This window comes from Pseudoalteromonas sp. SCSIO 43088 (assembly GCF_023650795.1).
Taxonomy (GTDB): Bacteria; Pseudomonadota; Gammaproteobacteria; order Enterobacterales; family Alteromonadaceae; genus Pseudoalteromonas; species Pseudoalteromonas shioyasakiensis.
Genome location: NZ_CP072676.1, coordinates 730766 through 755278 on the forward strand (window position 1 = coordinate 730766; position 24513 = coordinate 755278).

23 protein-coding genes are annotated in these 24513 nt (G+C 41.6%); 12 read left to right on the forward strand and 11 right to left on the reverse strand.

Annotated elements, in window-relative coordinates:
- Positions 1–59: 59 nt before the first annotated feature.
- The 4 genes from J8Z28_RS21020 to J8Z28_RS21035 all read left to right on the forward strand — a co-directional run bounded on the left by J8Z28_RS21020 (position 60) and on the right by J8Z28_RS21035 (position 5046).
- Positions 60–1922, forward strand: a complete 1863-nt coding sequence (locus tag J8Z28_RS21020; protein ID WP_250660559.1) for a M28 family metallopeptidase — start codon at positions 60–62, stop codon at positions 1920–1922.
- Positions 1923–2026: 104 nt separating this feature from the next.
- The gene (gene yoaA / locus J8Z28_RS21025) at positions 2027–3943 is read left to right on the forward strand and encodes a DNA repair helicase YoaA (RefSeq protein ID WP_250660560.1); all 1917 of its coding nucleotides are present in this window, start codon (positions 2027–2029) and stop codon (positions 3941–3943) included.
- 10 nt (positions 3944–3953) lie between these two features.
- Positions 3954–4646 (forward strand): tRNA (adenosine(37)-N6)-threonylcarbamoyltransferase complex dimerization subunit type 1 TsaB, encoded by a 693-nt coding sequence (gene tsaB, locus J8Z28_RS21030; protein WP_250660561.1) that lies wholly within the window; start codon positions 3954–3956, stop codon positions 4644–4646.
- A gap of 76 nt (positions 4647–4722) precedes the next feature.
- Complete coding sequence (locus tag J8Z28_RS21035) at positions 4723–5046, forward strand: hypothetical protein (protein ID WP_062565644.1); 324 nt, start codon at positions 4723–4725, stop codon at positions 5044–5046.
- Between the two features lie 99 nt (positions 5047–5145).
- Here the strand turns inward: J8Z28_RS21035 and J8Z28_RS21040 are convergent, their stop codons facing one another.
- Positions 5146–6435, reverse strand: coding sequence for an alkaline phosphatase (locus J8Z28_RS21040; protein WP_250660562.1), 1290 nt, complete (start codon positions 6433–6435; stop codon positions 5146–5148).
- A 110-nt stretch (positions 6436–6545) separates the two neighbouring features.
- On the opposite strand from J8Z28_RS21040, the gene J8Z28_RS21045 reads away from it, so the two are divergent.
- The 3 genes from J8Z28_RS21045 (at position 6546) to rnd (ending at position 10355) form a co-directional block, all read left to right on the forward strand.
- The gene (locus tag J8Z28_RS21045) at positions 6546–7397 is read left to right on the forward strand and encodes an alpha/beta fold hydrolase (protein ID WP_250660563.1); all 852 of its coding nucleotides are present in this window, start codon (positions 6546–6548) and stop codon (positions 7395–7397) included.
- Between the two features lie 117 nt (positions 7398–7514).
- Positions 7515–9176 (forward strand): long-chain-fatty-acid--CoA ligase FadD, encoded by a 1662-nt coding sequence (gene fadD, locus J8Z28_RS21050; protein ID WP_062565641.1) that lies wholly within the window; start codon positions 7515–7517, stop codon positions 9174–9176.
- A 48-nt stretch (positions 9177–9224) separates the two neighbouring features.
- Positions 9225–10355 (forward strand): ribonuclease D, encoded by a 1131-nt coding sequence (gene rnd / locus J8Z28_RS21055; RefSeq protein WP_250660564.1) that lies wholly within the window; start codon positions 9225–9227, stop codon positions 10353–10355.
- Between the two features lie 43 nt (positions 10356–10398).
- On the opposite strand, the gene J8Z28_RS21060 is transcribed toward rnd, so the two are convergent.
- Entirely contained in the window at positions 10399–10845 is a 447-nt protein-coding gene (locus J8Z28_RS21060; protein ID WP_062565639.1) for a hypothetical protein, read from the reverse strand.
- Positions 10846–11231: 386 nt separating this feature from the next.
- Between J8Z28_RS21060 and J8Z28_RS21065 the strand changes: the two genes are divergently transcribed.
- The 4 genes from J8Z28_RS21065 (at position 11232) to J8Z28_RS21080 (ending at position 14355) form a co-directional block, all read left to right on the forward strand.
- A complete protein-coding gene (locus J8Z28_RS21065) occupies positions 11232–11576 on the forward strand; it encodes a hypothetical protein (protein WP_250660565.1) in 345 nt (114 codons plus the stop codon).
- A 209-nt stretch (positions 11577–11785) separates the two neighbouring features.
- Positions 11786–12571, forward strand: a complete 786-nt coding sequence (locus J8Z28_RS21070; RefSeq protein ID WP_250660566.1) for a DUF2071 domain-containing protein — start codon at positions 11786–11788, stop codon at positions 12569–12571.
- Between the two features lie 113 nt (positions 12572–12684).
- Positions 12685–13020, forward strand: coding sequence for a hypothetical protein (locus J8Z28_RS21075; protein ID WP_250660567.1), 336 nt, complete (start codon positions 12685–12687; stop codon positions 13018–13020).
- Between the two features lie 1083 nt (positions 13021–14103).
- Entirely contained in the window at positions 14104–14355 is a 252-nt protein-coding gene (locus J8Z28_RS21080) for a hypothetical protein (RefSeq protein ID WP_130167606.1), read from the forward strand.
- Positions 14356–14435: 80 nt separating this feature from the next.
- On the opposite strand, the gene J8Z28_RS21085 is transcribed toward J8Z28_RS21080, so the two are convergent.
- The 7 genes from J8Z28_RS21085 to J8Z28_RS21115 all read right to left on the reverse strand — a co-directional run bounded on the left by J8Z28_RS21085 (position 14436) and on the right by J8Z28_RS21115 (position 21964).
- Complete coding sequence (locus J8Z28_RS21085; RefSeq protein ID WP_250660568.1) at positions 14436–15266, reverse strand: sugar phosphate isomerase/epimerase family protein; 831 nt, start codon at positions 15264–15266, stop codon at positions 14436–14438.
- Positions 15267–15333: 67 nt separating this feature from the next.
- Positions 15334–16089: a gluconate 2-dehydrogenase subunit 3 family protein gene (locus J8Z28_RS21090; RefSeq protein WP_250660569.1), complete on the reverse strand. Its 756-nt coding sequence runs from the start codon at positions 16087–16089 to the stop codon at positions 15334–15336.
- A gap of 2 nt (positions 16090–16091) precedes the next feature.
- Positions 16092–17771, reverse strand: a complete 1680-nt coding sequence (locus J8Z28_RS21095) for a GMC family oxidoreductase (protein WP_250660570.1) — start codon at positions 17769–17771, stop codon at positions 16092–16094.
- A gap of 1 nt (position 17772) precedes the next feature.
- The gene (locus J8Z28_RS21100; RefSeq protein WP_250660571.1) at positions 17773–18465 is read right to left on the reverse strand and encodes a 3-keto-disaccharide hydrolase; all 693 of its coding nucleotides are present in this window, start codon (positions 18463–18465) and stop codon (positions 17773–17775) included.
- A 24-nt stretch (positions 18466–18489) separates the two neighbouring features.
- Positions 18490–19710, reverse strand: coding sequence for an MFS transporter (locus J8Z28_RS21105; protein ID WP_250660572.1), 1221 nt, complete (start codon positions 19708–19710; stop codon positions 18490–18492).
- 34 nt (positions 19711–19744) lie between these two features.
- A complete protein-coding gene (locus tag J8Z28_RS21110) occupies positions 19745–20797 on the reverse strand; it encodes a sugar phosphate isomerase/epimerase family protein (protein ID WP_250660573.1) in 1053 nt (350 codons plus the stop codon).
- Between the two features lie 6 nt (positions 20798–20803).
- Positions 20804–21964 carry a Gfo/Idh/MocA family protein gene (locus tag J8Z28_RS21115; RefSeq protein ID WP_250660574.1) on the reverse strand — a complete coding sequence of 387 codons (1161 nt, stop codon included), beginning with the start codon at positions 21962–21964 and terminating at the stop codon, positions 20804–20806.
- A gap of 163 nt (positions 21965–22127) precedes the next feature.
- Between J8Z28_RS21115 and J8Z28_RS21120 the strand changes: the two genes are divergently transcribed.
- Positions 22128–22853 carry an AraC family transcriptional regulator gene (locus J8Z28_RS21120; RefSeq protein ID WP_250660575.1) on the forward strand — a complete coding sequence of 242 codons (726 nt, stop codon included), beginning with the start codon at positions 22128–22130 and terminating at the stop codon, positions 22851–22853.
- Here J8Z28_RS21120 and J8Z28_RS21125 read toward each other — a convergent pair.
- Positions 22850–23710, reverse strand: coding sequence for a glucosamine kinase nucleotide-binding domain-containing protein (locus J8Z28_RS21125; protein WP_250660576.1), 861 nt, complete (start codon positions 23708–23710; stop codon positions 22850–22852). The genes J8Z28_RS21120 and J8Z28_RS21125 overlap by 4 nt on opposite strands.
- 2 nt (positions 23711–23712) lie before the next feature.
- Complete coding sequence (locus J8Z28_RS21130) at positions 23713–24441, reverse strand: copper homeostasis protein CutC (RefSeq protein WP_250660577.1); 729 nt, start codon at positions 24439–24441, stop codon at positions 23713–23715.
- Between the last annotated feature and the right edge of the window lie 72 nt (positions 24442–24513).

Consider the following 24513-nt stretch of genomic DNA (forward strand, 5'->3'; position numbering starts at 1 on the left):
AGGGAGCTTCGGCTCCCTTTTTTATTTTCATTAAAATGCAAATCATAAAAGGATTGATTATGACAACCCGCCTAACACAGTGCCTAGTGGGCTTTGCCACACTGTCACTGAGCCAACTAAGTTATGCAGCGCAAGACGAAACAATTTGGGTCACAATTGATGCCCTTGCTGCAGAGCACTTTCAACAAGATACACTGAGTAAACGTAAATTAAACAGCAATTTTGCGATGCAAAAATCGGCTTTGAATCAAGTTAATTTTATGCGCGTTAATAAGCAGGATATCGCTGGTTTAAGTGAGTTTATGCACGATAACTATCATCGCTGCGGTGGTTTTGTAGCCCATGATTCATTAGCAGATGCAGAGCTCTATACTCAGCAATTAAATGCTGTATCTCAGACAGCTATGAATGCGAGCTTAGTAAACTACAGTATTGATAATGCCGCGACAGTTAACGCGCTAATATCATCGATTGATAGTAGTGAGCTGAGCGATACGGTTAATAGCATGATGAACTTTCATAACCGATATTATTCAGTGCAAAGTGGTGTTGATGCAGCTGATTGGTTAAAGAGCCATTGGCAGCAAATAGCCAGTAGCCGCAGTGATATAAGCGTTGAGTATTTTAACCATAGTTTTTCGCAATCATCAGTTATTGTGACCATTCCTGGTGCAGAAAAAGCAGATGAAATCGTCGTTATTGGTGGTCATTTAGACTCAATCAATCAGTCTAATCCAAGTAATGGTCGTGCTCCTGGTGCAGATGATAATGCCTCTGGTATTGCAGTGCTCACACAAACCCTCAAAGCAATTGTGGAAAATAACTACCAACCTCAGCGAACCATTCAAATTATGGGGTTTGCCGCTGAAGAAGTGGGTCTTAGGGGCTCAAAAGATATTGCTCAGAGTTATAAAACTCAGGGTAAGAATGTTGTAGGTATGGTGCAGTTTGATATGACTGGCAATAACGGCAGCAGCACAGATATTGTGATGATGACCGATTACACAAACTCTTCGCAAAATCAGTATTTATCGCAGTTGCTCGATGCTTACCAGCCCACAGTGAGCTATGGCTTTGATCAATGTGGTTATGGCTGCTCAGATCATGCCTCTTGGTATCAACAAGGGTTTGCCGCCTCAATGCCATTTGAATCAACAATGAGTGATATTAACCCATTGATCCACACATCAAATGATGCCCAATTTGATGCGGCTCACGCCAGTAAATTTGCAAAATTGGCAGTGAGCTATGTTGCTGAAATGGCAAAGAACGCTGGTGATGTGGTAACTGAGCCGACTAATCAGCTTGAAAATGGCGTAGCTAAAACAGGTTTGTCGGGCGCAGCAAAAGATCAGTTATTCTTTACACTTGATGTACCCGCAATGAGCAGTAACCTTGAGTTTGTAACCGAGGGCGGCTCGGGCGATGCTGATTTATACGTTAAATTTGGCAGTAAGCCGACCTTACAGGATTTTGATTGTAAAAGCACAACCTCTACAAGTAATGAAAGCTGTGTGATGTCGTCAGTTCAAACTGGCACGTATCATGTCATGGTTGAAGCGTGGAATGAGATTTCGAATGTGTCACTCACGGGAAGCTATAGCACCTCAGGTGGCGGCGAAAACGTTGACCGAACTGAGACAAACGTGAGTGTGGCTACCGGAAGTTGGCAGCGCTTTACTCAACAAATACCCGCAGGCCTCAGTAATTTAACGGTGACTATTTCTGGCGGTAGTGGCGATGCAGATTTGTATGTTAACTATGGCTCAGCGTCAACAAGTTCAAATTATCTTTGTCGGCCGTACAAAAATGGTAACGAAGAAAGTTGTCAATTTGATAACCCACAAGGTGGTACTTGGTACATCGATTTACAAGGTTACCGAGCTGCATCGGGCGTTACATTAACGATTCAAGGACAATGATTTAAACCCAATCATACTTTTAACCATGAGGAAGCCTTGCTTCCTCATTTAGTCTTGCCCTTGGCAAGTCAGTTACGTAAAATCTGCCCATCACTTTTAATCTATTGGCGAAGTTTATCAAACAACTTTTCAGTGCCACTGGCCCCCTTGCACTTTCTCTTGATGGATATACTCCTCGGCAGCCACAAATTGACATGGCTGTTGCAGTTGACGATGCCTTAAAAAAACGTCACCAATTAGTGGTTGAGGCGGGCACAGGCACGGGTAAAACCTATGCTTACTTAGCGCCTGCGTTAAAATCAAAAGGCAAAACCATCATCTCAACGGGTTCAAAAGCACTACAAGAGCAGTTGTTTCACCGTGATTTACCCAACTTAGTCAAAGCACTGAGCGCCACTAAAAAAGTCGCCCTTTTGAAAGGACGCGCGAATTATTTGTGTACCTATCGCTTAAGTCAGCATGTTGAGCATGTTCCAACAGATGATCCTGATGTAATGCATCAACTCGCGATGGTGGCAAAGTTTGCCAGTGAAACCCGTTCAGGCGATTTAGCAGATTGTATTGGCATAGAAGAAGACGCCAAAGTACTGCCTTATGTTAGCTCAACCGCTGATAACTGTTTAGGTAAAGAGTGCCCCGATTTTCAAGATTGCTATATTCGTAAAGCCCGCTTAAATGCCATGGAAGCTGACGTGGTGGTGATCAACCATCATTTATTCTTTGCAGATATGGCTGTAAAAGACACAGGCTTTGCTGAATTAATGCCTACGGCAGACGCCTATATTTTTGATGAGGCTCATCAGCTCAGTGAAATTGCCAGTGACTATTTTGGTGAAAGTGTTAGCACCAAAAAGCTGGTGGATTTAATTAATGACTTACGAGCAATTTACCGTGCCGATATCCCTGATATGCTGCAATTAGGTAAAACCCTCAACAAGTTAGAAACCAGCGTGGCAGATTTACGCTTGCAGTTTGGGGTTGATGGTAGCCGAGGTGATTGGCGTGAAAAGCTGACTGATAAAGATATTTGTGCAGCACTGCACCGGGTCATTAGCGACCTCGACTTTTTATATCAAGTATTAAAGTTATGCTTAGACCGTAGTGAAAAAATAGAGCATCCGTTTGAGCGTACATTGGCCTTTAAAGGTCAGTTAGAGCGGGTATTTGATACCGCACAAACGGGCTATAGTTATTGGTACGAAACCACTCGCCGATACCTAACGGTAAACATTACACCACTCAATGTATCGGCTAAATTCGCTCAGATGATGAAAGACACAGGAGCAGGTTTTGTGTTTACATCGGCGACTTTATCGGTCGATAACGAATTAGAACACTTTAACGCTAGCCTTGGCTTAAAGCCAACCCAAAGCATGATTGTTGAAAGTCCATTTGATTATCAACAACAAGCGCTACTTTGCTTACCGCGTTACTTACCTGAGTCTCATGCGAATAATATGCCTCATGCTATTATCAAGCTGACCCTTGAGTTGATTAAATCAGCAAAAGGTCGCTGCTTTGTGCTCTTTACTAGCTATCGTATGATGCATTTAGTGGCGGAAGGTTTAACCACACAAATGGATTATCCGGTTTATATGCAAGGGCAAATGTCTAAACGCATTATCCTTGAGAAGTTTACCCGTCACGGTAATGCCGTTTTACTCGGCACAGCCTCATTTTGGGAAGGCGTAGATGTTAGAGGCAGCACATTAAGTTGTGTTATCATTGATAAATTGCCGTTTGCCGCACCTGATGACCCATTATTGCAAGCAAAAATGCAAGATTGCCAGTTACAAGGCAAAGACCCATTTGCACACATTCAATTACCTCAAGCGGTCATTGCATTAAAGCAAGGGGTAGGGCGACTTATTCGCGATAGTAAAGATAAAGGTGTACTGGTTATTTGCGATAACCGCCTAGTAACACGCCATTACGGCCAAGTATTTTTAAAAAGTTTGCCACCCATGCGCCGCACGCGCGACTTAGCAATGGCAAACGCGTTTTTAGAACAGATCAATTAGAGTAACTTAGATGATTAAACACAATATTCTTGCCTTAGATGCATCAACTGAAGCTTTATCGCTGGTGCTACATTATCAAGGGCAAACATTTCATCATTTTGAAGAGTGCCCTCAGCAGCACAGCCAAAAGATTTTGCCTTTAATTGATGAGTTACTCGCAAAGGCGCAATGTAAACTAACCGATTTAGATGTAATTGGTTTTGGCCAAGGACCGGGTAGCTTTACGGGCGTGCGTATTAGTGTTGCGATTGCACAAGGTTTAGCTTATGCCGCACGCATACCTTTGGTTGGCGTATCAACATTGCAGATGATGGCGCAACAAGCGTTTGAACAAGACCAAGCCAGCGATGTGTTTTCTGCCATTGATGCACGTATGGGTGAGATTTATTACGCTCATTATAAAGCTGATGATAATGGCTTAATGACGCTTGTTGATGAAGAGCAAGTCATTAAACCTGAGTTGCTAACGTTACCTGAAACAACGGCGGCAGCGGTGGGTACGGGTTGGCAGACCTATCCTGCACTTGTTACAGAACTAGCAAATGTAAGTTTAAATGAAAACATTTTACTACCTGATGCGAAGTACATGCTGGCCTCGGTTGCCACTGCTTATGCTCACGGTGATACGGTGACTGCAGCCAATGCGCAGCCTAAATATGTTCGTGATACAGTGACTTGGAAAAAGCTACCAGGCCGAGAATAACAGAAAGAATAACGGGACTTGCGTGCCCGTCAGTTATGGCACATAATTTAGTCATGTTTGATGTGGAATTACGAGTTTGACTTTACCTATTGGCTCAGGCTTTTATACCGGTGACATTCCCGGTCAATATAGCCGTAAAAATACCGTTACTGATAAGCCTAAAGCGATATCAGACCAAACGGCTGAGCAAAAATCGTCAACAGAGTATGTTAAATCAAGCCCTCAAGCTGTTGCTATTGCTGATGAATTTAAAGCTGAGTCGCAAAGCTATCAGCAAACAATTTATGATAAACCAAGCAACCCAAAAACCAGTCGCGCTATTTCAACCTATACGGAATTTGCTAACTTAGAGCGCCGCGCCGAAGTGCAAAGCCTTATTGGCGTTGATGTATATGCTTAGCTAACTGGTATGATTAATAAAAGCTAAAACAGAATTCACAAAAAAAGCCTAAACAAAATGTTTAGGCTTTTTTTATGATTGGACAGTATTCAATATAAATTACTGTTTTATATAATCAATCAGTTTGTCGGCAATCGCAGTATTGTTTTGCGAACCGTAGAAATCTTCTGCACGTTTACCATAGGCAAATACTTGTACATCAATAGCGGTGTGGCCGCCAGTAGTCCAACCTGTGAAGCTGGCATGATTGATAATATCTTTTACTGCAAGTAGCAACGCTTTCTCGCCCATTTTCTTAGCTTGGCTAAGCTTAATGCTGTTTGCATCAGTAAACTCGATATCAGAATACTTTTGCCATACTGCTTTTAAGTCATCGCTTTCAAGTAGATCTTTTGTGATAGTGCCAGCTGTTGCTTTAACACCTTTAACAACGTCAGTTTCCCACTTATATTGACCATGAGCACCGAGTGTTAAGCCACCTGTTGAGTGATCGGCAGTGATAACAAGCAGGGTATCTGGGTTTTTATCTACATACGCTTTTGCTTGTTCAATCGATTTAGCAAAGTCATCCATTTCGCCCATTGCACATGCAATGTCGTTTGCATGACCACACCAGTCAATTTGGCTACCTTCGATCATCACAAAGAAACCTTTGTCGTTTTGACCATCAAGTAAATCAAGTGCTTTAGTTGTCATTTGCGTAAGGCGCGTTGGATTTTCGTCAAGCGCAAACGGTAAACCTACTTCAGCAAATAAACCAAGTGCTGGAACTTGCTTTAAGTCATTCATTGCTGCGAAGTCATCGCTGTACTGATAGCCAGCCGCTTTAAACTCTTCCACTAGATTACGGTCTTCACGAACGTAATATTTCGTGCCGCCACCTAGCATTAAATCAACCGGTAATTTACCTGCGATTTTGTTATCGATATAGTCGTTAGCAATCTCGTCGTAGTTACGGCGTGATTCGTTGTGTGAAGCAAAGCTTGCTGGTGTAGCGTGATTGATTTGCGAAGTAGCTACGAGTGCTGTTGTCATGCCACGCTCTTTAGCAACCTCAAGCATGGTTTTTACTGGTTTTTTATCAGTATCAACGGCAATTGCGCCATTATAACTTTTATGACCACTGCTCAGTGCTGTTGCACCTGCTGCGCTGTCTGTTACATAGGTATGATCGTCAGGGTAGGTATGTGCCATACCACGCAAAATAGTATCGAAAACAGTTGGGTCAACAACTTTAGTATTTGGATCATCTTTAAAGTAACGATATGCAGTTGTGTACGCCGGGCCCATACCATCACCAATCATATAAATGATGTTTTTTGGTGCTGATTCAGCCATTACTGAGCCTGCTGAGCATAATAATGCTAAAAGACTTAATTTTAATTTCATTGATGTAACCTTATTATTGTGCCCTTATTTATACTGCGAGGATTATTGTATACTAGCCAGACGATAAATAAACGCCTTTAAGTTGAAACGCTTAATAAATAGGAGCAATTGTGCAACCTTTTTCTTTTCAAACTGGCACTCAGGCAATGCATGGCCTAACCTTTGGTCATGGCGAAGAGGTTGTGATTGCCTTACATGGTTGGCTTGATAACGCACATAGTTACATACCTATGTTACAAAACGCGCAGTTAAATCAGCGTTGGTATTGCCTTGATTTTCCTGGCCATGGTTTATCTGATTGGCGAAGTAGTGACGCCCATTATTACTTTATTGACTACATTGATGACGTCTATAAGTTTATTGAGTCGCTTGATGTAACGAAAGTGCATTTAGTTGGCCATTCTATGGGCGCCATGGTCGCTGGCGTTTTTGCGAGCTGCTTCCCTGAAAAGGTGGCATCGGTAAACTTTATTGAGGGAATTGGCTGCGTTACAACTAACAGCAATGAAATGAGCAGCCAACTTCGTAAAGCGATATTAAATAGAGCGCGGGTAAACAGCAAAGGCCCTCGTGCATTTGACTCAATAGCGCACATTATTAGTGCAAGGCTTGCAAGTGGCGACCTTGAATACCCACAAGCAGAGCTATTAATGAAACGAAATAGTTACGAAAAAGCAGGTAAGTGGTATTTAACAACCGATCCTAAGCTTAAAAATCACTCAGGATTTCGCTTTGATGAGGCGCAATGTATTGCAACCATCAAACAAATTAACGCACCATGTCAGCTTATCTTAGGGGATAAGGGTTACCCTTTCGTTAGGGATAACCTAGAGGCATATGGTAAATATTACAAGGAGTTAAAAATTTATGAGATACCTGGAGGTCACCATTGCCATATGCAAAGTCCTGCATTAACCTTAGAGCACATTCATGCATTTATTGGGCAGTATAAAGCAAGTTAATTGTATAATTGCACCAAATGTGGGATTATCTGCACCATTAGAGTATTTACTCCATTGAGAAACGGCCTTAGTTAGATTAAGGTTATTAAAAAATATAATTATAAACAGGAGCTAAGAGTGGAAAAAATCTGGCTTAAACGCTACCCAGAAGGTATGCCTGAAACAATCGACCCTGAGCATTATCACTCGCTACTCGACTTGTTTGAAAAAAGTTTTGCTGACTATAGTGACCTTCCAGCCTTTACCAACATGGGTAAAGTGTTGACCTATAGTGAGTTAGACAGTGCTACAAAACGTGTTGCGTCGTACATTCAAAATGATCTTGGTCTGAAAAAAGGCGATAAAGTAGCGGTGATGATGCCGAATCTACTGCAAACGCCTGTGACTATTTTAGGTATTCTTCGTGCAGGCTGTGTAGTGGTAAACGTAAACCCACTTTACACCGTGCGTGAATTAGAGCATCAGTTAAATGACTCAGAGTCATCAGCAATTTTCATTCTTGCTAACTTTGCCGATACCCTAGAAAAAGCATTACCAAAAACCAACGTTAAGCACATTGTGGTTACCCAAGTGGGTGATATGGTGGGCGGCCTTAAAAAGCACATCGTTAACTTTGTGGTTAAGCACGTTAAGAAAATGGTGCCTAGCTACTCATTGCCAAATGTAATCAAATTTGCCGATACACTTGCTGGTAACGAAGCGAGCTATAAAAAGCCAGATGTTGATTTAAACGACTTAGCATTCTTGCAATACACAGGTGGTACAACCGGTGTATCTAAAGGTGCAATGCTATCGCATGGCAACATGGTTGGTAACCTTGAACAAGTATCAGGTTGTCTAGATAACGTGTTAGATCGCGGAAAAGAAGTGGTTATTACGGCACTGCCGCTTTATCACATCTTTGCTCTGACAGCGAACTGCCTAACATTTATGAAATACGGTGGTTTAAACGTACTTATTACTAATCCTCGTGATATGCCGGGCTTTGTAAAAGAGTTAGCACAACACAAATTTACTGCGGTAACGGGTGTAAATACGCTATTTAACGGTTTACTAAATACCCCAGGTTTTGCTGAACTTGATTTTTCAAGCCTAAAAATGTCACTTGGCGGTGGTATGGCAGTACAGCGTCCAGTTGCTGAAAAATGGCAAGCTGTAACAAAAACCAAATTAATGGAAGGTTATGGCTTAACTGAGTGTGCACCACTTGTAACTGTTAGCCCTTACGACCTTGAAGGTTATAATGGTTCAATTGGTTTACCTGCTCCAAGCACTGACATTAAGCTTATGCTTGAAAATGGTGAAGAAGCAGCGAAAGGTGAGCCAGGCGAGCTTTGGGTTAAAGGCCCACAAGTTATGCAAGGTTACTATAACCGCCCAGATGCAACAGCCGAGTGCTTAAAAGACGGTTGGTTTGCAACAGGTGATATTGCAACTTACGATGATGAAGGTTTCTTCTATATTGTTGATCGTAAGAAAGACATGATTATCGTATCTGGCTTCAATGTGTTCCCAAATGAGATCGAAGAAGTTGTTGCTATGCACGATGGCGTGCTTGAAGTAGCGGCAATCGGTATCCCTCATGAGGTCAGTGGCGAACAAGTTAAAGTTTTTGTCGTGAAAAAAGATCAATCTTTAACTGAAAAAGATATAATAAAGCACTGTCGTGATAATTTAACGAACTATAAGGTGCCTAAACTCGTTGAGTTTAGAGATGAACTACCAAAAACAAACGTTGGTAAGATTCTAAGAAGAGCCTTAAAGGACGAAGAAAAATAATTAAAGCCGGCATTAGCCGGCTTATTTATGGTAAAGAAAGGGGTATAAGTGCAATATCAACTGATCGAAACGCAAAATCAATTAAATGATTTTGTAGAAAAAATAACAGGAAAACCGGTACTGGCGATTGATACCGAGTTTATGCGTCGTCGTACGCTTTACCCTGAAGTTGCACTTATTCAAGTATACGATGGTGAGCATTTAGCGTTAATCGACCCTCTGGCTGAGTTGTCGCTTTTTGATTTTTGGCAAGTACTTAAAAACCCTGAGGTGTTAAAGGTACTGCATTCACCGTCAGAAGATATTGAAGTGTTTCAAAAATACGCTGGCTTTGTACCAACACCGCTGTTTGATACCCAATTTGCTCTACAAATATTAGGCCATGGTAACTGCATGGGCTTTGCCCACATGGTTAAAGAGTTGCTTGATATCGAAATTGATAAAAGCGAATCACGCACTAACTGGCTACAGCGCCCACTCACAGAAAAGCAGCTAGATTATGCCGCTGCCGATACGTACCACTTACTGCCTTGTTTTGAAATCATTAAAAAACAAATTGATGAAGCTGGCTTTTTTGACATCGTGATCAGCGAAAGCGAGTTAGTCGCGCAAAAACGTGCTTACCAACCACCAGCAGAGCAGCTTTATAAAGACATTAAAAATGCTTGGCAATTACGACCGCACGACTTAGCAGTATTACGCGAACTTGCCGCATGGCGCCGTGAAAAGGCAGAGCGCAAAAACCTCGCGCTTAACTTTGTGGTAAAAGAGCATAACATGGTTGAAATTGCTAAGCGTAAGCCTGCAAGTCTAAATGCGTTACGCAGAGTACCGGGTGTTGAGCCAATGGAAGTGAACCGTTCGGGTGTTGAAATTTTAAAATGTATTGAGCGTGGTAAAGCCGTTCCTGATAGCGAACAACCTGCACAATTAAAACGTTTAATTGATTTTCCGGCATACAAAAAAGCGGCTAAAGATATTAAACAAAAAATTACCAAAGCTGCAAAAGAGCAGGGTATTCCTGAAGATGTATTGGCCTCTAAAAAACAGATTAACCAACTGATCAGCTGGAACTGGAAGCTCGATGCCGATGAGCGTAAAGCCGCATCAAAGCCAGATCTATTCAATTCATGGCGCTATGAATATGTGAAAGACGTACTTAAAGAGTGGCAAAATTAAGTAACTAACTTTTTAAAGGGCTTTTGTATGCTTTGTATTCGTACTAAAAGCCCTGAAACTTACTGCGTTTACGCGTAACCTCTAGCCAATGCAGTAAGTTATTATCATATCGTTTTAATCGTTGTTTTTGTTTCGACGTTAAATAATAAAATGGCGCGAATATAAAGTAGCCATGACCAATGATTACCACACAATTAAAACCATATTTAGAGTATTGTTTAATTAGTTTAGTTTTGTTTGGTTCAATATGAACATTTCCAAACGCTGAGCTATAAAAAATACCGTGTCGACATATAGTCAGCTCATTTTTACTGCTCAATACCAATAAAATAATTATTAACGATGTAAGCATAAAAGCCAGCAAAAGCAGGTCATAAAGTGGATGCTTTTGGGATGTCGCTTTTAGAATAGACAATGTTAAGACGGCTAAAGTCACGAGGATCGCAAGTGTGCTTTTCTCTGAACTCTTCCTTAAATTCAATACTTTCATTCTCAGTCCCTGAGAGGCTTTTTTAATATAGTACTTCGCTACTTAGATAAAACAATCTGCCGAACAAATGAAAGTAAACGCTGTTTTTAATGTTTTATTATTATTTTTTGCATTGTAATTTATTTAGCTTGTTGAAATTGAATGAGATATTAAAAGTTAAATGGTTGGATATAAGAATAAATATAATAGAGCATCAGAAAATCTAAATCCTAGTGCTGCATGTGTTTGAAGATAAAGTATTCTATAGTCCATTTTCATTTTAGCTAGCAATTAGTTAATGACTCTGGTAGTAATATCTTATTCAGAAAAACGGGCCGTACTACGGCAGAAGACTACGAAATTCGTTCACTATAAAATGTTTTATTATTGGAGGCTTTATCTACACGTTGGCATTAATCATCGGCTCAATAATATTCTTTGTTTTGGTCGTAAAATTGGAATCTTTGATACCTATTAACTTTATGGATAAGGCGCAGAGAACGTTCGTTGATTTAGGTGATGCCGTAAAAGTGAGGGCAGGTGCGAACGCTCGCTTTTTTAACACCAAAGGGCAATTGATTAAAAAGCAGGATATTGTGAAGATTCAGAAAGCAGGCTGTCTTTCTTTGTTCACTTACTCAAATAATGCAATCGATATCACAGTACACCCCCTGAACAGGAATTCTGTGTTTAACGAGGCTAAACGATTATTTCCAAAGGCTAAAATTGTTGAAATTGACATGGAAAACTAACAAGTTAAAACGTTATGTGCAGGGGAAAGGAAGTGAATCAAGGTCCAAAAATGAGTAGCTATTCTATTAGTTAAATATAGTGCATAACTCAGTGAGTTTGATATAAATCGTTTTAAGTGACTGAATTGCTAGCGCTAGATTAGGTTCCTCTTCGCTTCACAGCAGTATTCGCCTTCATATGGGCGTTAAATTTTAAGGAAGATTCAGCATTGGAATCACTAAAGTTAAAAGACTTTCTTCACCCAAGACCTTCTCCAAAGGGGATTGATGTTCTATGTAAGTTACAACATTTTGCGATTATCACTTACGCTGTAGAACCTTCGAGGTTTTGTGGGATTTTTCCAAATCGATTTAAACTTGATACTTTAACAATTAATGGTCAAGAAAAAGCTTTAATATCTGTCGTTCCTTTTATTGATGTTGACTTTACATCAGCGGTATTCCCATTTCCTAAATTCACTATGGGGCAAACAAATTACCGAATTTATATCATCGATAAAGAAACAAATGAGCGATGCGTTTGGTTTTTGGGTACCACGTTAGATTCATGGACACTGGCGGTGCCAAGATTTTGTTGGGACTTACCTTGGTATAGCGGTAAAGTAAAATTTGATTGTGAATATGATGAAACACAACAAATATACCGTAAATACAAAATGACCACGGATGCTAAATGGGCTCCTGCCAGCGTAGAGTTATCTCAAAAACAGGGAACAACTATAGATTTAGCTGGTTTTCCTGATACAGAAACGGGGCTCGTCTATTTAACCCATCCATTAGCTGGGTTTTATCATCGTCGAGATGGCAAGCTAGGAACTTATCGAGTATGGCACAAGCAATTAGAGGTTTCTTCAGCAAATCTTGTATCCGCAAATTTTGGTTTGTTAAGCAAAACAGGGTTAGTAACTATTGAAGAGCAGCAAGTTGCGCATAGTGTACTTATTGAACCTATTAATGAATTTACTATTTATTTACCGCCTAAAGTGTTGAAATAGAAATATATAAAATTAGTAACTGGACGTTTGATATTTGGCTAACACTCGTTCTTCGCTATTTTTGCCATACTTAAAACGCGCCATATTGTGGTGCTATGCATAAAGGTGTACTTATGAGATTGTTTATTCTCTCTTTTATTATTTTTTTTAGTAGTACATCAATCGCACAAGAGAATGTATGCCCTGTATCAGATAATGAGTCTTTGGATAAATTGAAAGAAAGTGACTTTTCAAAGGAATCATTGGAAAAAACACTCGGGGACCTCCAGAAGTTATTTGATGGAAAAATCGATGTCGCTGATGAATTTATATGGCAAAGCCAGTTGAAAATTGAAGGTGCGTACTATCGGATGGAAGTGGATAAGTGGAAGGATGACCCCACCAAATATAAATATTCGGTGGAACGTTTTTGTAATTTCATGAAAGAAAGAGCTTACTACGTACATTAATACGCAGAACAAGCTGGTGAAGCCATGAAGGCTAAAGTAAGTTGTATTTTAGCAAACGGCGTTGGTACGGAAAATAGTGTAATTATTAATAATGACGACACGCGACAAATATATCAAAATTTATCTCGAGCTTTGAGACAAATTTCCAAACCTTATCATAGCCAACTACTAATTAGGGTTTGATCTGTCAGTGTAATGTTTCAACTATTAATGCACTTAATTAGCAGTAACGCAAAGAAGAGAAGAAAGTATGGAAGTTTACGAATACGATTTAGTGGCACTAGTGATTCTTATCATTGGGCTTTATGTTCTAAGCAAGAATGAACTTGAATTTACTCTGTCTGTAGGCCCAACGAAACTGAATGGGTCTGTGGATGATAACAGTAAGTACACAAAGAGTAGCAAAGGCAATTTGGGAAAGGTTCAGACTAAAATTATTGGCTGCACGTTTATTGCTACTAGCTTACTAATATATTCCACCGTTAAAGGCGAGCTAGTTTTTTTACTGTGAATTAAGAGTCTATTTGTTATTGAAAATATCCAACTATTAAATTTCCCCAATGAAGGAAAAGTAAAGGTTGGCTTGTTGCTCGTTTAACCTGGCATTATATTCTAGAGGTTCTTTCATATTTGCCGGTCTCATAGGGGTTGAAAAAAATTCCTAAGAAGTGACATGCATTCGAGGCAAGTTTCTATGTAAATTCAGATCAGGAAAAGTGATACAACTTTACCCCATATAGCAAACTTGGTTTTTTGGCGTTGGTATTTTTAAAATATAAACAGATGCATTGAACGGAAATTTAGGAGTGCTTTTGTGAAAGGGACTGCATTCATTCTTCTCATCATTGTTGTTTTTAGTATTCTTAAACTCATTGCTCCGAAGATTGTGGCGTTTTTGCCTGAGTGGGCAAATGGGCTCATTTTTCTCATTGTATTTTTAGTTTTATGTTTTCAATTTGGGCGATTTATCTTTAAACACCGAAGAAAGACGATTAGCTGTTCGTTTTAAAGCGTATAACAAACAATTTAAGCCGTCGTTCGGTCGTTTTTACTGAATGTTTTTGACATCAATAGGATTAAGATATGGAAAACTATGCACTAGCAGGCTTGGGGTTGCTAATAGTGTTCAATATTTTGATTAGTTTAGTAATTTATAAAAGAAATGATTTTGAAACTTTTCAAAAAGTAGCACAAATAGTTCTGGTTTGGTTACTCCCCGTCATAGGTGGAGCTGGAATCTTGATATTCTATAAAAGCATAGATAAACCAATTAGGAAACCAGAAAGCTTTGCAAAACGTACTGAAGGTAGTAGCTCTTGGCAAGATGAACCTTAATATAGAGCTATGAGTGAACGACTTTTTAAATCTAAGCCATGAGCTCACGTTTTTAAAGCGAGCTCATTCCTAAAATAACCCTACAAACCAAGTAAAATCTTATCTAAATTTTGTTTCGATTTAGCAACGCTTTGTAGTGGGGTTAATCCAGTTGGGTATTCTTCTTGCTCAAGCACTAACCACTTGGTGTTGCCGTGCGACTCTAAAGTATCGATGATGGCAGGCCAATCAATGTTGTTTTCGCCGATTATCGGGCTCATGTTGCTACCCTCAATCGTACGAACTTTAATGTGCGTAGCAAGCGTGCGGTTAGGGTACTTTTTAATAAAGTAGATTGGATCTTTAGCTGCGTAATTAACCCATCCAATATCTAACTGCAATGGCATGGTCTTGGGTGTGTTACTGGCAATATAATCCCAAAATGTAGCGTTATTAAATGCATTAAACTCTTTATTATGATTGTGAAAACCGATCTTCATATCAAAGCGGGTCGCATAATCACTGACTTTAGTAAGCTCTTTAACTAGAGATTTAACTCCCTCAGGGTGCCATGCTCTTTCATCCCAAGGTACATAAAGTGTAGTAACGCCAAGAGTCTTGTAAAACAGCAGGGTGCTATCAATAGTGTTTTCACTGAGTGCATCAAAGCCTATATGGGCACTACTGGCAACTAAGCCTAATTCACTGAGCTCTGCTTTTAAGGCCGCTGGGTTATCAGAATAAGGGCCAAAGTCTCCGGCAAACTCCACGCCGTCAAACCCCATTTCGGCAAGAGACTTAAGCGTACCATGAAAGTCATTTTTTAAGGTGTCTTTGACTGACCATAGTTGCACACTCACGGGCAGTTTTGCGAATAACTGACTACTAAATACAAGGCTAATAATGAGCAATAAAATGCGGGTTTTAAACATACTTGAATCCTAAAAAGGCAGGGGGCTGACCCCCTGCACTGTGTTACAAATAACACAAGGGGGAAAGTTAATCGGTATAGGCGTACTCGCTTAAACCAAGCTCAGCTAAAACCTGATCTAAATGGGCTTTTGCTTCATCTGAAGGCCCTGGGTAATCACCAGCAATAGGCACATTGCCTAGGTAGCCTATGTCTTTACAGCCTTCAGGTGTACAGAAAAATGCTGCCAGCACTAATTCTTTAAAGCGTAAAAAGGCTTTACCAATACGCTGAAATTGCGCAGGTGTTTGCTCGTTTAAAAATGCAATATCGTCTAAAATCGCGCGATGTTGCTTTTCGTTAAGCGCAACAAATTGCTTTTTAAAGCGAAGCTGCGCTTCATCGTTAAGCCACGCTAGTGAGTTTAAAATTTTAATTCTATCGCGCTGTTGGCCTTCATAAGGCGCGCTCACCCACTCATTAATAACTGCCGGTACTTCTAGCTCACTGGCTGAAGGAATAGCGCCTTCGCGTGGCACAATGTAATCAGCTAATAGTGCTACCAACGTAAGCTCGTCTGCTGTTAAGGTCAGCGGCCAAGGTGATTCTGGTGGCATCACCAAATTAGGATCTTGACCATAGCCTTTAGCGGTTACAGGCTTGATATCTAAATCAGGCCAATGCTCTTTTGCAGAGACAGCAACGTCATCTTCCAGTGCTTTTGTGCAGCCAGCAGTTAAACCAACCGCTGAGCCCGCAGCTAATAGACCAAGCCATTTTAAAGACTCACGGCGGCTCATGTTTGAAACATAGTTATATGAGTCGTGTTCGTTACGATGATGCATAATTAAAGTACCCCGTTATCAATTTGTTGAGCAAGCCAAGTTGAATTACGCATTGCCAGTGTCATGATGGTGAGCGTACAGTTTTTATGAGGGTTAGAAGCAAATACACCGGCATCCATAACAAATAGGTTATTACAATCCCATGTTTGACCCCATTGATTGGTGACTGAGTCTTTCTTTGAGCTGCCCATTCGTGTGGTGCCCACTTCGTGAATGATTTCGCCACCTTTTGAAATTGCTTTTTCAGCAGGCGGGAGTTCGCCAACGGTCGCCCCCATGTTTTCTAGAATTTGCTTCGCAGTTTTTAAACCATGTTCGATTTGCTTTAATTCTCTGTCAGACCACTTAAAGTGGAACTTTGATACCGGAATACCCCATTTGTCTTTAACGTTTTCGTCAATTTCCATGTAGGTATCTTTGTTCGGTAACATCTCGCCACGCAGAGCAAAACCAACGTAAGAGCCATATGCATCACGAATTTGCTGTTTAAGGGCAGGGCCATAGCCTTGTTTATCACCCGATACACCCGAGCCTGGTTGTCTAAAGCCACCGCCAATTTCAAAGTGATAACCACGTGGGAAATCTAATTCATTGTTAGCTTGTGCTTGATGACCCCACCAAGGAATAAATAAGTGATTAGCGGTATGTCCATCTTCGTTATAACGTGGGCGACCTTTAAGTGCCGGAATTTGCGCACCTAACCATGCACCCGTCGAATCCATCAAGTTTCGACCTACTTGGCCACTTGAGTTAGCAAGGCCTTTAGGGTGCTTTTTATTCTTTGAATTTAATAAAATACGCGCTGATTCACAGGCGCTGGCGGCTAAAATAACCACATCGGCATCAATAGCATGTTCGGTTACCGTGTGTTTATCAACATAAGTTACGCCAGTGACTTTACCTTGCTCATCAACTTTGACTGATTTAACCATGGCATCAGTAATAACTTTTAAGTTACCAGTGGCTTTTGCCATAGGTAATAGCGATGTAGTAGTTTGAAAAGCAGCACCAATTGAACAACCAGAGCCACAAGGCGTTGCATAAAAACACGCCATGCGATCATCTTTCGGGCGAGTTAATACCGCACGGTGCATAGGCACTGCTTGAATGCCCATTTTCTTTGCAGAAGCGGCAATTAAAAGCTCAGGAACACGCGGCTTTGGTGGTGGCTGTAAAATACCCGGTGACGAATCTGGCATATCTTCATGGCCTGTATTGGTGCCACATACACCCACAAGTTCTTCGGTTTTATCGTACCAAGGTGCTAAGTCAGCGTATTCAAATGGCCAGTCGGCACCGTGACCATCACGGCTTTTACCTTTAAAATCGTGCTCACTAAAGCGTAATGAATAGCGGCCCCAGTGGTTAGTTCGACCACCTAACATACGTGCGCGCCACCAATAAAAGTCGCTTCCTTTGGCGCTGGTATATGGCTCATCAGGTACTTTCCAGCCGCCATCAACGGTTGCATCGTAAAAGCCAAAGTTTTTGTCTTTGTTACCTGCACCCATAAGTGGGGCTTCGTTGTTACGACGAAACATCGGGCTTTCTGTTTTCGGGTCATAATTACGACCCGCTTCAAGTAATAACACTTTGTGGCCAAGTTTGGTTAGCGTATAAGCGGCCATTGCACCGCCAGCACCAGAGCCAACAACTAATACCTTATGTTTAAAATCAGACATCTTATAGCTCCTTGATTTTTATATTTTTAAACCACACTTTGTCACCATGGTCTTGAAGCCCGATATGACCTTGTTCAGCCGTTGCAAAGTTTTTCCAGGTTGCAAACTTACTGCCTTTTACAAGGGTGTTCCATGTTGTACTGCCAATCACAATGCTGGTTGTGCTAATACCGTTTTGCCAAACTTGTAAGTGGTTGTCTTGCATTTTAATGCGTACATGGTTCCAGCTATTTGCTGGTTTGTGCGCCGCAACTGGTGCTGCAAATAAATCGTAAATTGACCCAGCCAAGTGCGAGTCAATTTCGGTATCTGGGTGTTCTTCGTTATCGATGATTTGAATTTCAGGCGCATGAGAGTAAATCATCTGTCCGGTTTCATCAGCCAACACAAAAATACCGCTATTACCTTTGGTAGAGATTTTCCAATCGATCTTTAATTCAAAGTTTTGGTACTGCTTTTTAGTAAGCAGGTCGCCACCACCTTTGGTTAATGTCATAGCGCCATCTTCAACGACCCATGCAGGATTTAAAGATTCGCTTTTAAAACTACGCCACTGCGACATATCTTTGCCGTCAAACAACAACTGCCAGCCAGCTTGCTTTTCTTGTTGTGTAAGCTGATTGTCAGCCGCATTAGCGAGTGCACAGCTACTAACGGTGAGCATTAAAGTCAGTGCTTTAAGAGATTTAAACATAGTGTTCCTCGACGATTTACTTGCTTAAGACGCACATTTTTCGGTGCGTTTGTTGTTATTAATTACTAAATGCAACCCAATGAATGCGACGATTAAAATAATTGGGAAGATCAGTAGGTTTTGTAATACAGCCTGTCCGGCTAAAATTTCAATTTGTTCAGCGCTTGCGCCACTTGCTACTGCTGATGAGCGTGCCGTATCTATCCAGCTACCAATTACAGGGTTCCAGATGCTCATAGCAAACATGCCTGCACCGCCCATTAACGACATACCCAGCGCCCCTGACTTTGGAATGTATTCAGCAACGCAGCCAAGCATGGTCGGCCAAAAGTAGGTAACGCCAAGTGCAAAAAGCATCGCTGCTAGATAAATCATGCTGCCCTCGGCTTGGCTCATCATGAAGATACCTAAGCTTGCACAAATGGCAGAGCCAAGTAATACACCGGTAGGGTTGAGCTTATGCACAATAGGGCCTGCAAAGAAGCGACCAACCGCCATTAGGCCAGTGATCAAGGCTAATACCACCATAGGAGAAGCACCCGATGAACCTAAAATACGCTCAATCCATTGTTGTGTGCCAAACTCAGTGGTTGCGGTAAACGTCATGCAGGCAATTAAAAAGATGTATAACGGCGTAAATAAGTGGCGAATATTGCTGCTGGTAGAGTGAGTTCGTGTATCAAAGCGTGGGAATTGTGCTTTGATCAGCATAGCGCCATAGAAAACCGTAGGAACTAAAATTAACGCCACTTGCCATTGCCAGTTTAAACCCGCTCCCGACATAAAATTCGACGCAAGTGCGCCAATTACAATGCCACCTGGGAACCAAACATGAAAACGGTTTAGCATAGTGGTGGTATTTTTAGGGTACATTTCTGCAATCAGTGGATTACAGCCCGCTTCAACAGCCCCGTTGGCAAAACCAATTAAAAAGGTAGAAACCAGTAAGCCCCAAAAACCATCAGCAGTGATAGTTAAAACAAGACCAAGTAAATGACAAATAAACGCTAAAGCCACTAATTTCTTAGCGCCAATGGCATTATAAATAATACCGCCGACCATAGTCGCAACGGGAAAACCTAAAAATGCCATGGCATTAACCCAACCTAATTCGGTGTCGGTTAAGCCAAACTCACTGCCAAGTTGACCCAAAATACCAGCACGAATGGCAAAGGTCATAGAGGTCACAATCAGTGCTATACAGCAAAGCCGAAAGACTATGCGGTTATAATTATTGTTGTCCATATTGTGTGTCCTGTGTGTTCAATTGTTGTCGGTTTTATAAACCTAAAATTCGATTATTACGCTCAGTGTTTGTTGCGCCACTGGCAAAATCGTCAAAGGCTTTGTCTGTTGGGTTTATTATGTGTGCTTTAATAAACTCAGCGCCTTCTCTTGCCCCATCTTCTGGGTGCTTTAAGCAACATTCCCATTCAAGTACAGCCCAACCATCAAAACCATATTGAGTTAACTTGCTGAAGATTTGCTTAAAATCTACTTGGCCATCACCTAAAGAACGAAAACGCCCCGGTCGGTCTTGCCAGTTTTGAAATCCGCCATAAACACCTGAGCGGCCATTTGCGATAAATTCGGCATCTTTGACATGAAACGCCTTAATGCGCGAATGATAGATATCGATAAACGCTAAATAGTCGAGCTGTTGCAATACAAAATGGCTCGGATCATAAAGAATATTAACTCGAGGGTGATTATTGGTTGCCGCTAAAAAGCGCTCAAATGTCACACCATCATGTAGGTCTTCACCCGGATGCAATTCATAACACACGTCCACGCCATACTCGTCAAAGCAATCTAAAATGGGTAACCAGCGCTTAGCAAGTTCACTAAAGCCTTGTTCAACAAGCCCTTGTGGACGCTGTGGCCACGGGTAAAAGGTATGCCATAAAAAAGAACCCGAGAATGTCGCATGGGTTGTTAAGCCAAGGTTTTTACTTGCTTTAGCAGCCATCATCAGTTGCTCTGTTGCCCACTTTGTTCGCGCTGCAGGGTTACCTTTTACATGCTCTGCGGCAAAGTTATCAAACATTTCATCGTACGCAGGGTGTACAGCAATTAACTGGCCTTGCAAATGTGTTGATAGCTCTGAAATTGTAAGTCCATACTCTGTGGCAATACCAGTGACTTCATCGCAGTAATGCTGGCTTTGAGCTGCTTTTTCTAAATCGAAAATTTCAGGGTTTGAGGTTGGCACTTGAATCGCTTTGTAACCTAAACCGCTTGCCCATTCACATAAACCTTGAAAGCTATTGAACGGGGCTTGCTCTGAAATAAACTGCGCCAAAAATATTGCTGGCCCTTTGATTTTATTCATTCTTTATTATCCAATCTGTAATTTGTGCCATTTAGTATCTTGTTTAGCTGAAGCAACAACATGCTCAATAAACGCCATACCACGTACAGCCTCATTGATGCCTGGTACATCAAATGCTGAATTTGTTGCGTTGTCGCCTTGCTTAAATGCATGAATTTGTGCTGCAAAATTGCTGTAAATGTTGGCAAATGCTTCAAGGTAACCTTCTGGGTGGCCGGCAGGGGCGCGCAGGGCATTTTGTGTGTCAGGGTGTAACTCACCTAAGCCCGCTCTAAGTAATGTTGCGGCTTGATTGTGGCCTCGTAGCCATAAGCTATTAGGCTCAAGTTGCGACCATTCAAGGCTGGCTTTATCGCCATAAATACGCAGGCGTAAGTTGTTTTCATCGCCAATGGCAATTTGGCTTGCCAGTAAAACGCCTTTACAACCATTATTGAATCTAAGAAGCACAGTGCCATCATCATCAAGGGCTCGGCCTTCAACTACATGGTTTAAATCGGCGCAAAGCTCGGTGATTTCGAGAGCAGATACATATTCGGCTAAGTTAGCCGCATGCACGCCAATATCGCCCATACAACAACTAATGCCAGCCTTACTGGTGTCTAGACGCCAGCTCGCTTGCTTTGAGCCCTCGTCTTCACGTTGAGATAACCAGCCTTGGGTGTACTCAACAATCACTTTACGTATGGTGCCAAGCTCACCAGCTTTAACGCGATGCTTGGCTTCTTTGACCATCGGGTAACCGGTGTAAGTGTGGGTTAAGCCATATAAAACCTGCTGCTTTGCAATGATACTTTGTAATTGCTCTGCTTCTGCGAGAGTAAGCGTTGCAGGTTTATCTGAGAGCACATGAAAGCCATACTCAAGCGCCATTTTCGCGACCGGAAAATGTAAATGGTTTGGCGTGACAATAGCCACAAAATCAATACGCTCATCAGCGGGTAACTTTGCTTCTTCGGTAAATAGCGTATGGTAACTGTCGTAGCAACGGCTGCTATCAAGCCCAAGTAGTTCGCCAGTTGCTTTACATTTGTTTGCGTCTGAACTGAATGCACCTGCAACAAGCTCAATCATTCCGTCTAATCGCGCTGCAATTCGATGAATAGCGCCAATGAAGGCACCATCGCCACCGCCTACCATTGCCATGCGGATCTTAGCTTTGCTCATCTTAAGCGCTCCTAAATTTAAATAGCTTCTGCTACTGTTAATGTCATGTTATTGATAATAGGAAAGCTTAGCCAATAAGCGCTAATAAAAATTCGGTTGACAATGCAACAAAATCGGCGTTTAAAATATATATGGCTGTTCTTTATTGAGACAAAATTAAGCGATGGATATTCAAGAAATAATAGAAAAAGCTGGAGTAAATCAGCTAATTGCTGCATTTGATTTACTGCCAGATATCCTCTTTTGGGTAAAAGACACAGATAGTAGAATTTTGCATTGTAATCAGCATTTTATTGAGCATCAGGGTTATAAAACACTGGAGCAAATATTGCTAAAAACAGACTTCGATTTTTCACCAAAGCACCTTGCGTTTCAGTACGTCAATGACGATAAACGGGTGATGGAAGGCTACATAGTGACTGACCGTTTAGAGCTTAACCAAACCCTACAAGGTGAGCTTGGTTGGTTTTCTACATCAAAGCATGCTTTAAAAGATCACGATGGCAATGTGATCGGCACTTATGGAGTGACCCGACATCTACAAAAAACCTCAAAAGCGCTTTCTCATGTAAGGGCAATTGAAGAGCCGGTAAAATTTATTCGCGAGCATTATCATCGTCAGATCAGCATTGATGAATTGGCAGAGCTTGCGCACTTGTCGGTAAGTGCTTTAGAGCGCCGTTTTAAAAAACACTTAGCAAAAACACCTAATCAATTTATTAACGAAGTACGCCTCGAAAATGCCCGCAAGCTACTGATTGAAACGCAACTGCCCATTTCACAAGTGGCCTATCAGTGTGGGTTTTCTGAGCCAAGTTATTTCAGTAAACAATTTCGGCGTTTGTTTGGCGAAATTCCCTCACAAATGCGCTCGCAATTAGGTGATTAAATTGCAGCTCTTGCCATTAAAATAGCCCCTTCCTCTGCACTGGCAAGGGCGGGGGTTAAACGCGCTTTACTGGCATCAGTTAAGTAAGGCGTGATAGCACTAGCAATACCGCCCATCAAAGTAACGTTTTCAATGCCTTGCTTTTCAAAGTAAGCGATATAGCGGCTAATGTATGCGCACGCTTCATTGATTAATTGCTGACAAAAAGCATCGTCAGAATGGCTAAAAACCAGGGGCGCAAATTTGGCAAGCTCTGCAGGGCGCGCTGATATTAAACGCTGACTTAACGCTTGGCTTGAGTCGCAATTAAGCTGGGTGAGTAGGGTATTTATTGCAGCAGAACTTTGCGCAACACCATCAAGTACTTCAAATACTTTACGGCAAAGTTGTAAGCCTAACCAACCACCACTGGCACCATCGCTCAGTAATAATCCGTAACCACCTAATTCGCTAAATTGGTTTTGCTGCTGGTAGCCTGCGCAAAAGCCCGTGCCCAGAATAATCACCGCTCCATCATGATGTTGATGTGCGCCTTTACAGGCAATCAGCATATCTGTTGATAAGGTAAACTTAGCAAAAGGGTGCTGCCATTTGGTCATAGCTTGATAGGCAGAGTCGATATTAGCACCGGCAAGCCCTGCATGCGCATAAGTGTTTTTCAGCTCGCTTAAGGCAAGCCCTGCCTCATGAAAAGCAAGTTCAGTAGCGTGAAGTATTGACTCTTGGCTTTGTTGGCAGCTGGTGGCCACGTTTGCTGAGCCACTTATGGCTTCGCATAGTAGTGAGCCGTTTTCGTTTTCTAAACGAACTTTGCACTTACTGCCGCCGCCATCAATACCTAAAAAATACGTTGCCATGTTTAATCCTTTGAAAGTAGCTTATTGATAGCCTCTGCGTTAATTGCACCGTTTTCGGTGTGCACGCATGAGTGTACATGCACAGCTGCCTTTGCCGAATGGTTTTTTATTAATTGCCAAAGTGTTGCCGCGTTTTCTAAAGTAACGCCACCACCAATTACAATTTCTATCTGATTAGCGCTGTGCGCTAAGTATGTGTTGAGCTGATTTAGACCATCAACAGCACTTTGACCGCTTTGCCATGGCGTGCCTGCTGTTAATACGCGCTCAACTCCTAAATTAATCAGTTTATCAAGTGTGCTTAACGGGTTTGTAAGAGTATCGAATGCACGGTGAAAGGTCACCATCAGGCCATGCTGTTTGGCTGTGGCAACTAAAGATCGAGTCACCTCTAAATCAAGTTCGCCGTGCTTTACTGCACCAAATACCACGCCATGCGCCCCCGCGTTAGCTGCCAGTGTAATTTGTTTTTGCATAACTTGGTGACACTCAGTACTAACAATAAAGTTGCCTGCTTCGGGGCGGATCATCACCACTAACTCTGCGCTATTAGTCAGGCTTTTTACAGCGCAATCAATCGCTTTAACACTTGGTGTTAGGCCACCTAGGTGTAAATTACTGCACAATTCAAAGCGTTTTGCGCCTAAGTTACTAGCCACCGAAATGTTGTTAGTAAGCTGCTTAAAGCACCCTTCGTTTAGGCATACCTCAAGAAATTTACCATTTTTCATGGGCGTGTTTTTACCATATCTATTACACCTATTTTTTAGTCACTCAATTTCTAAGTCATCAATAAATACGCA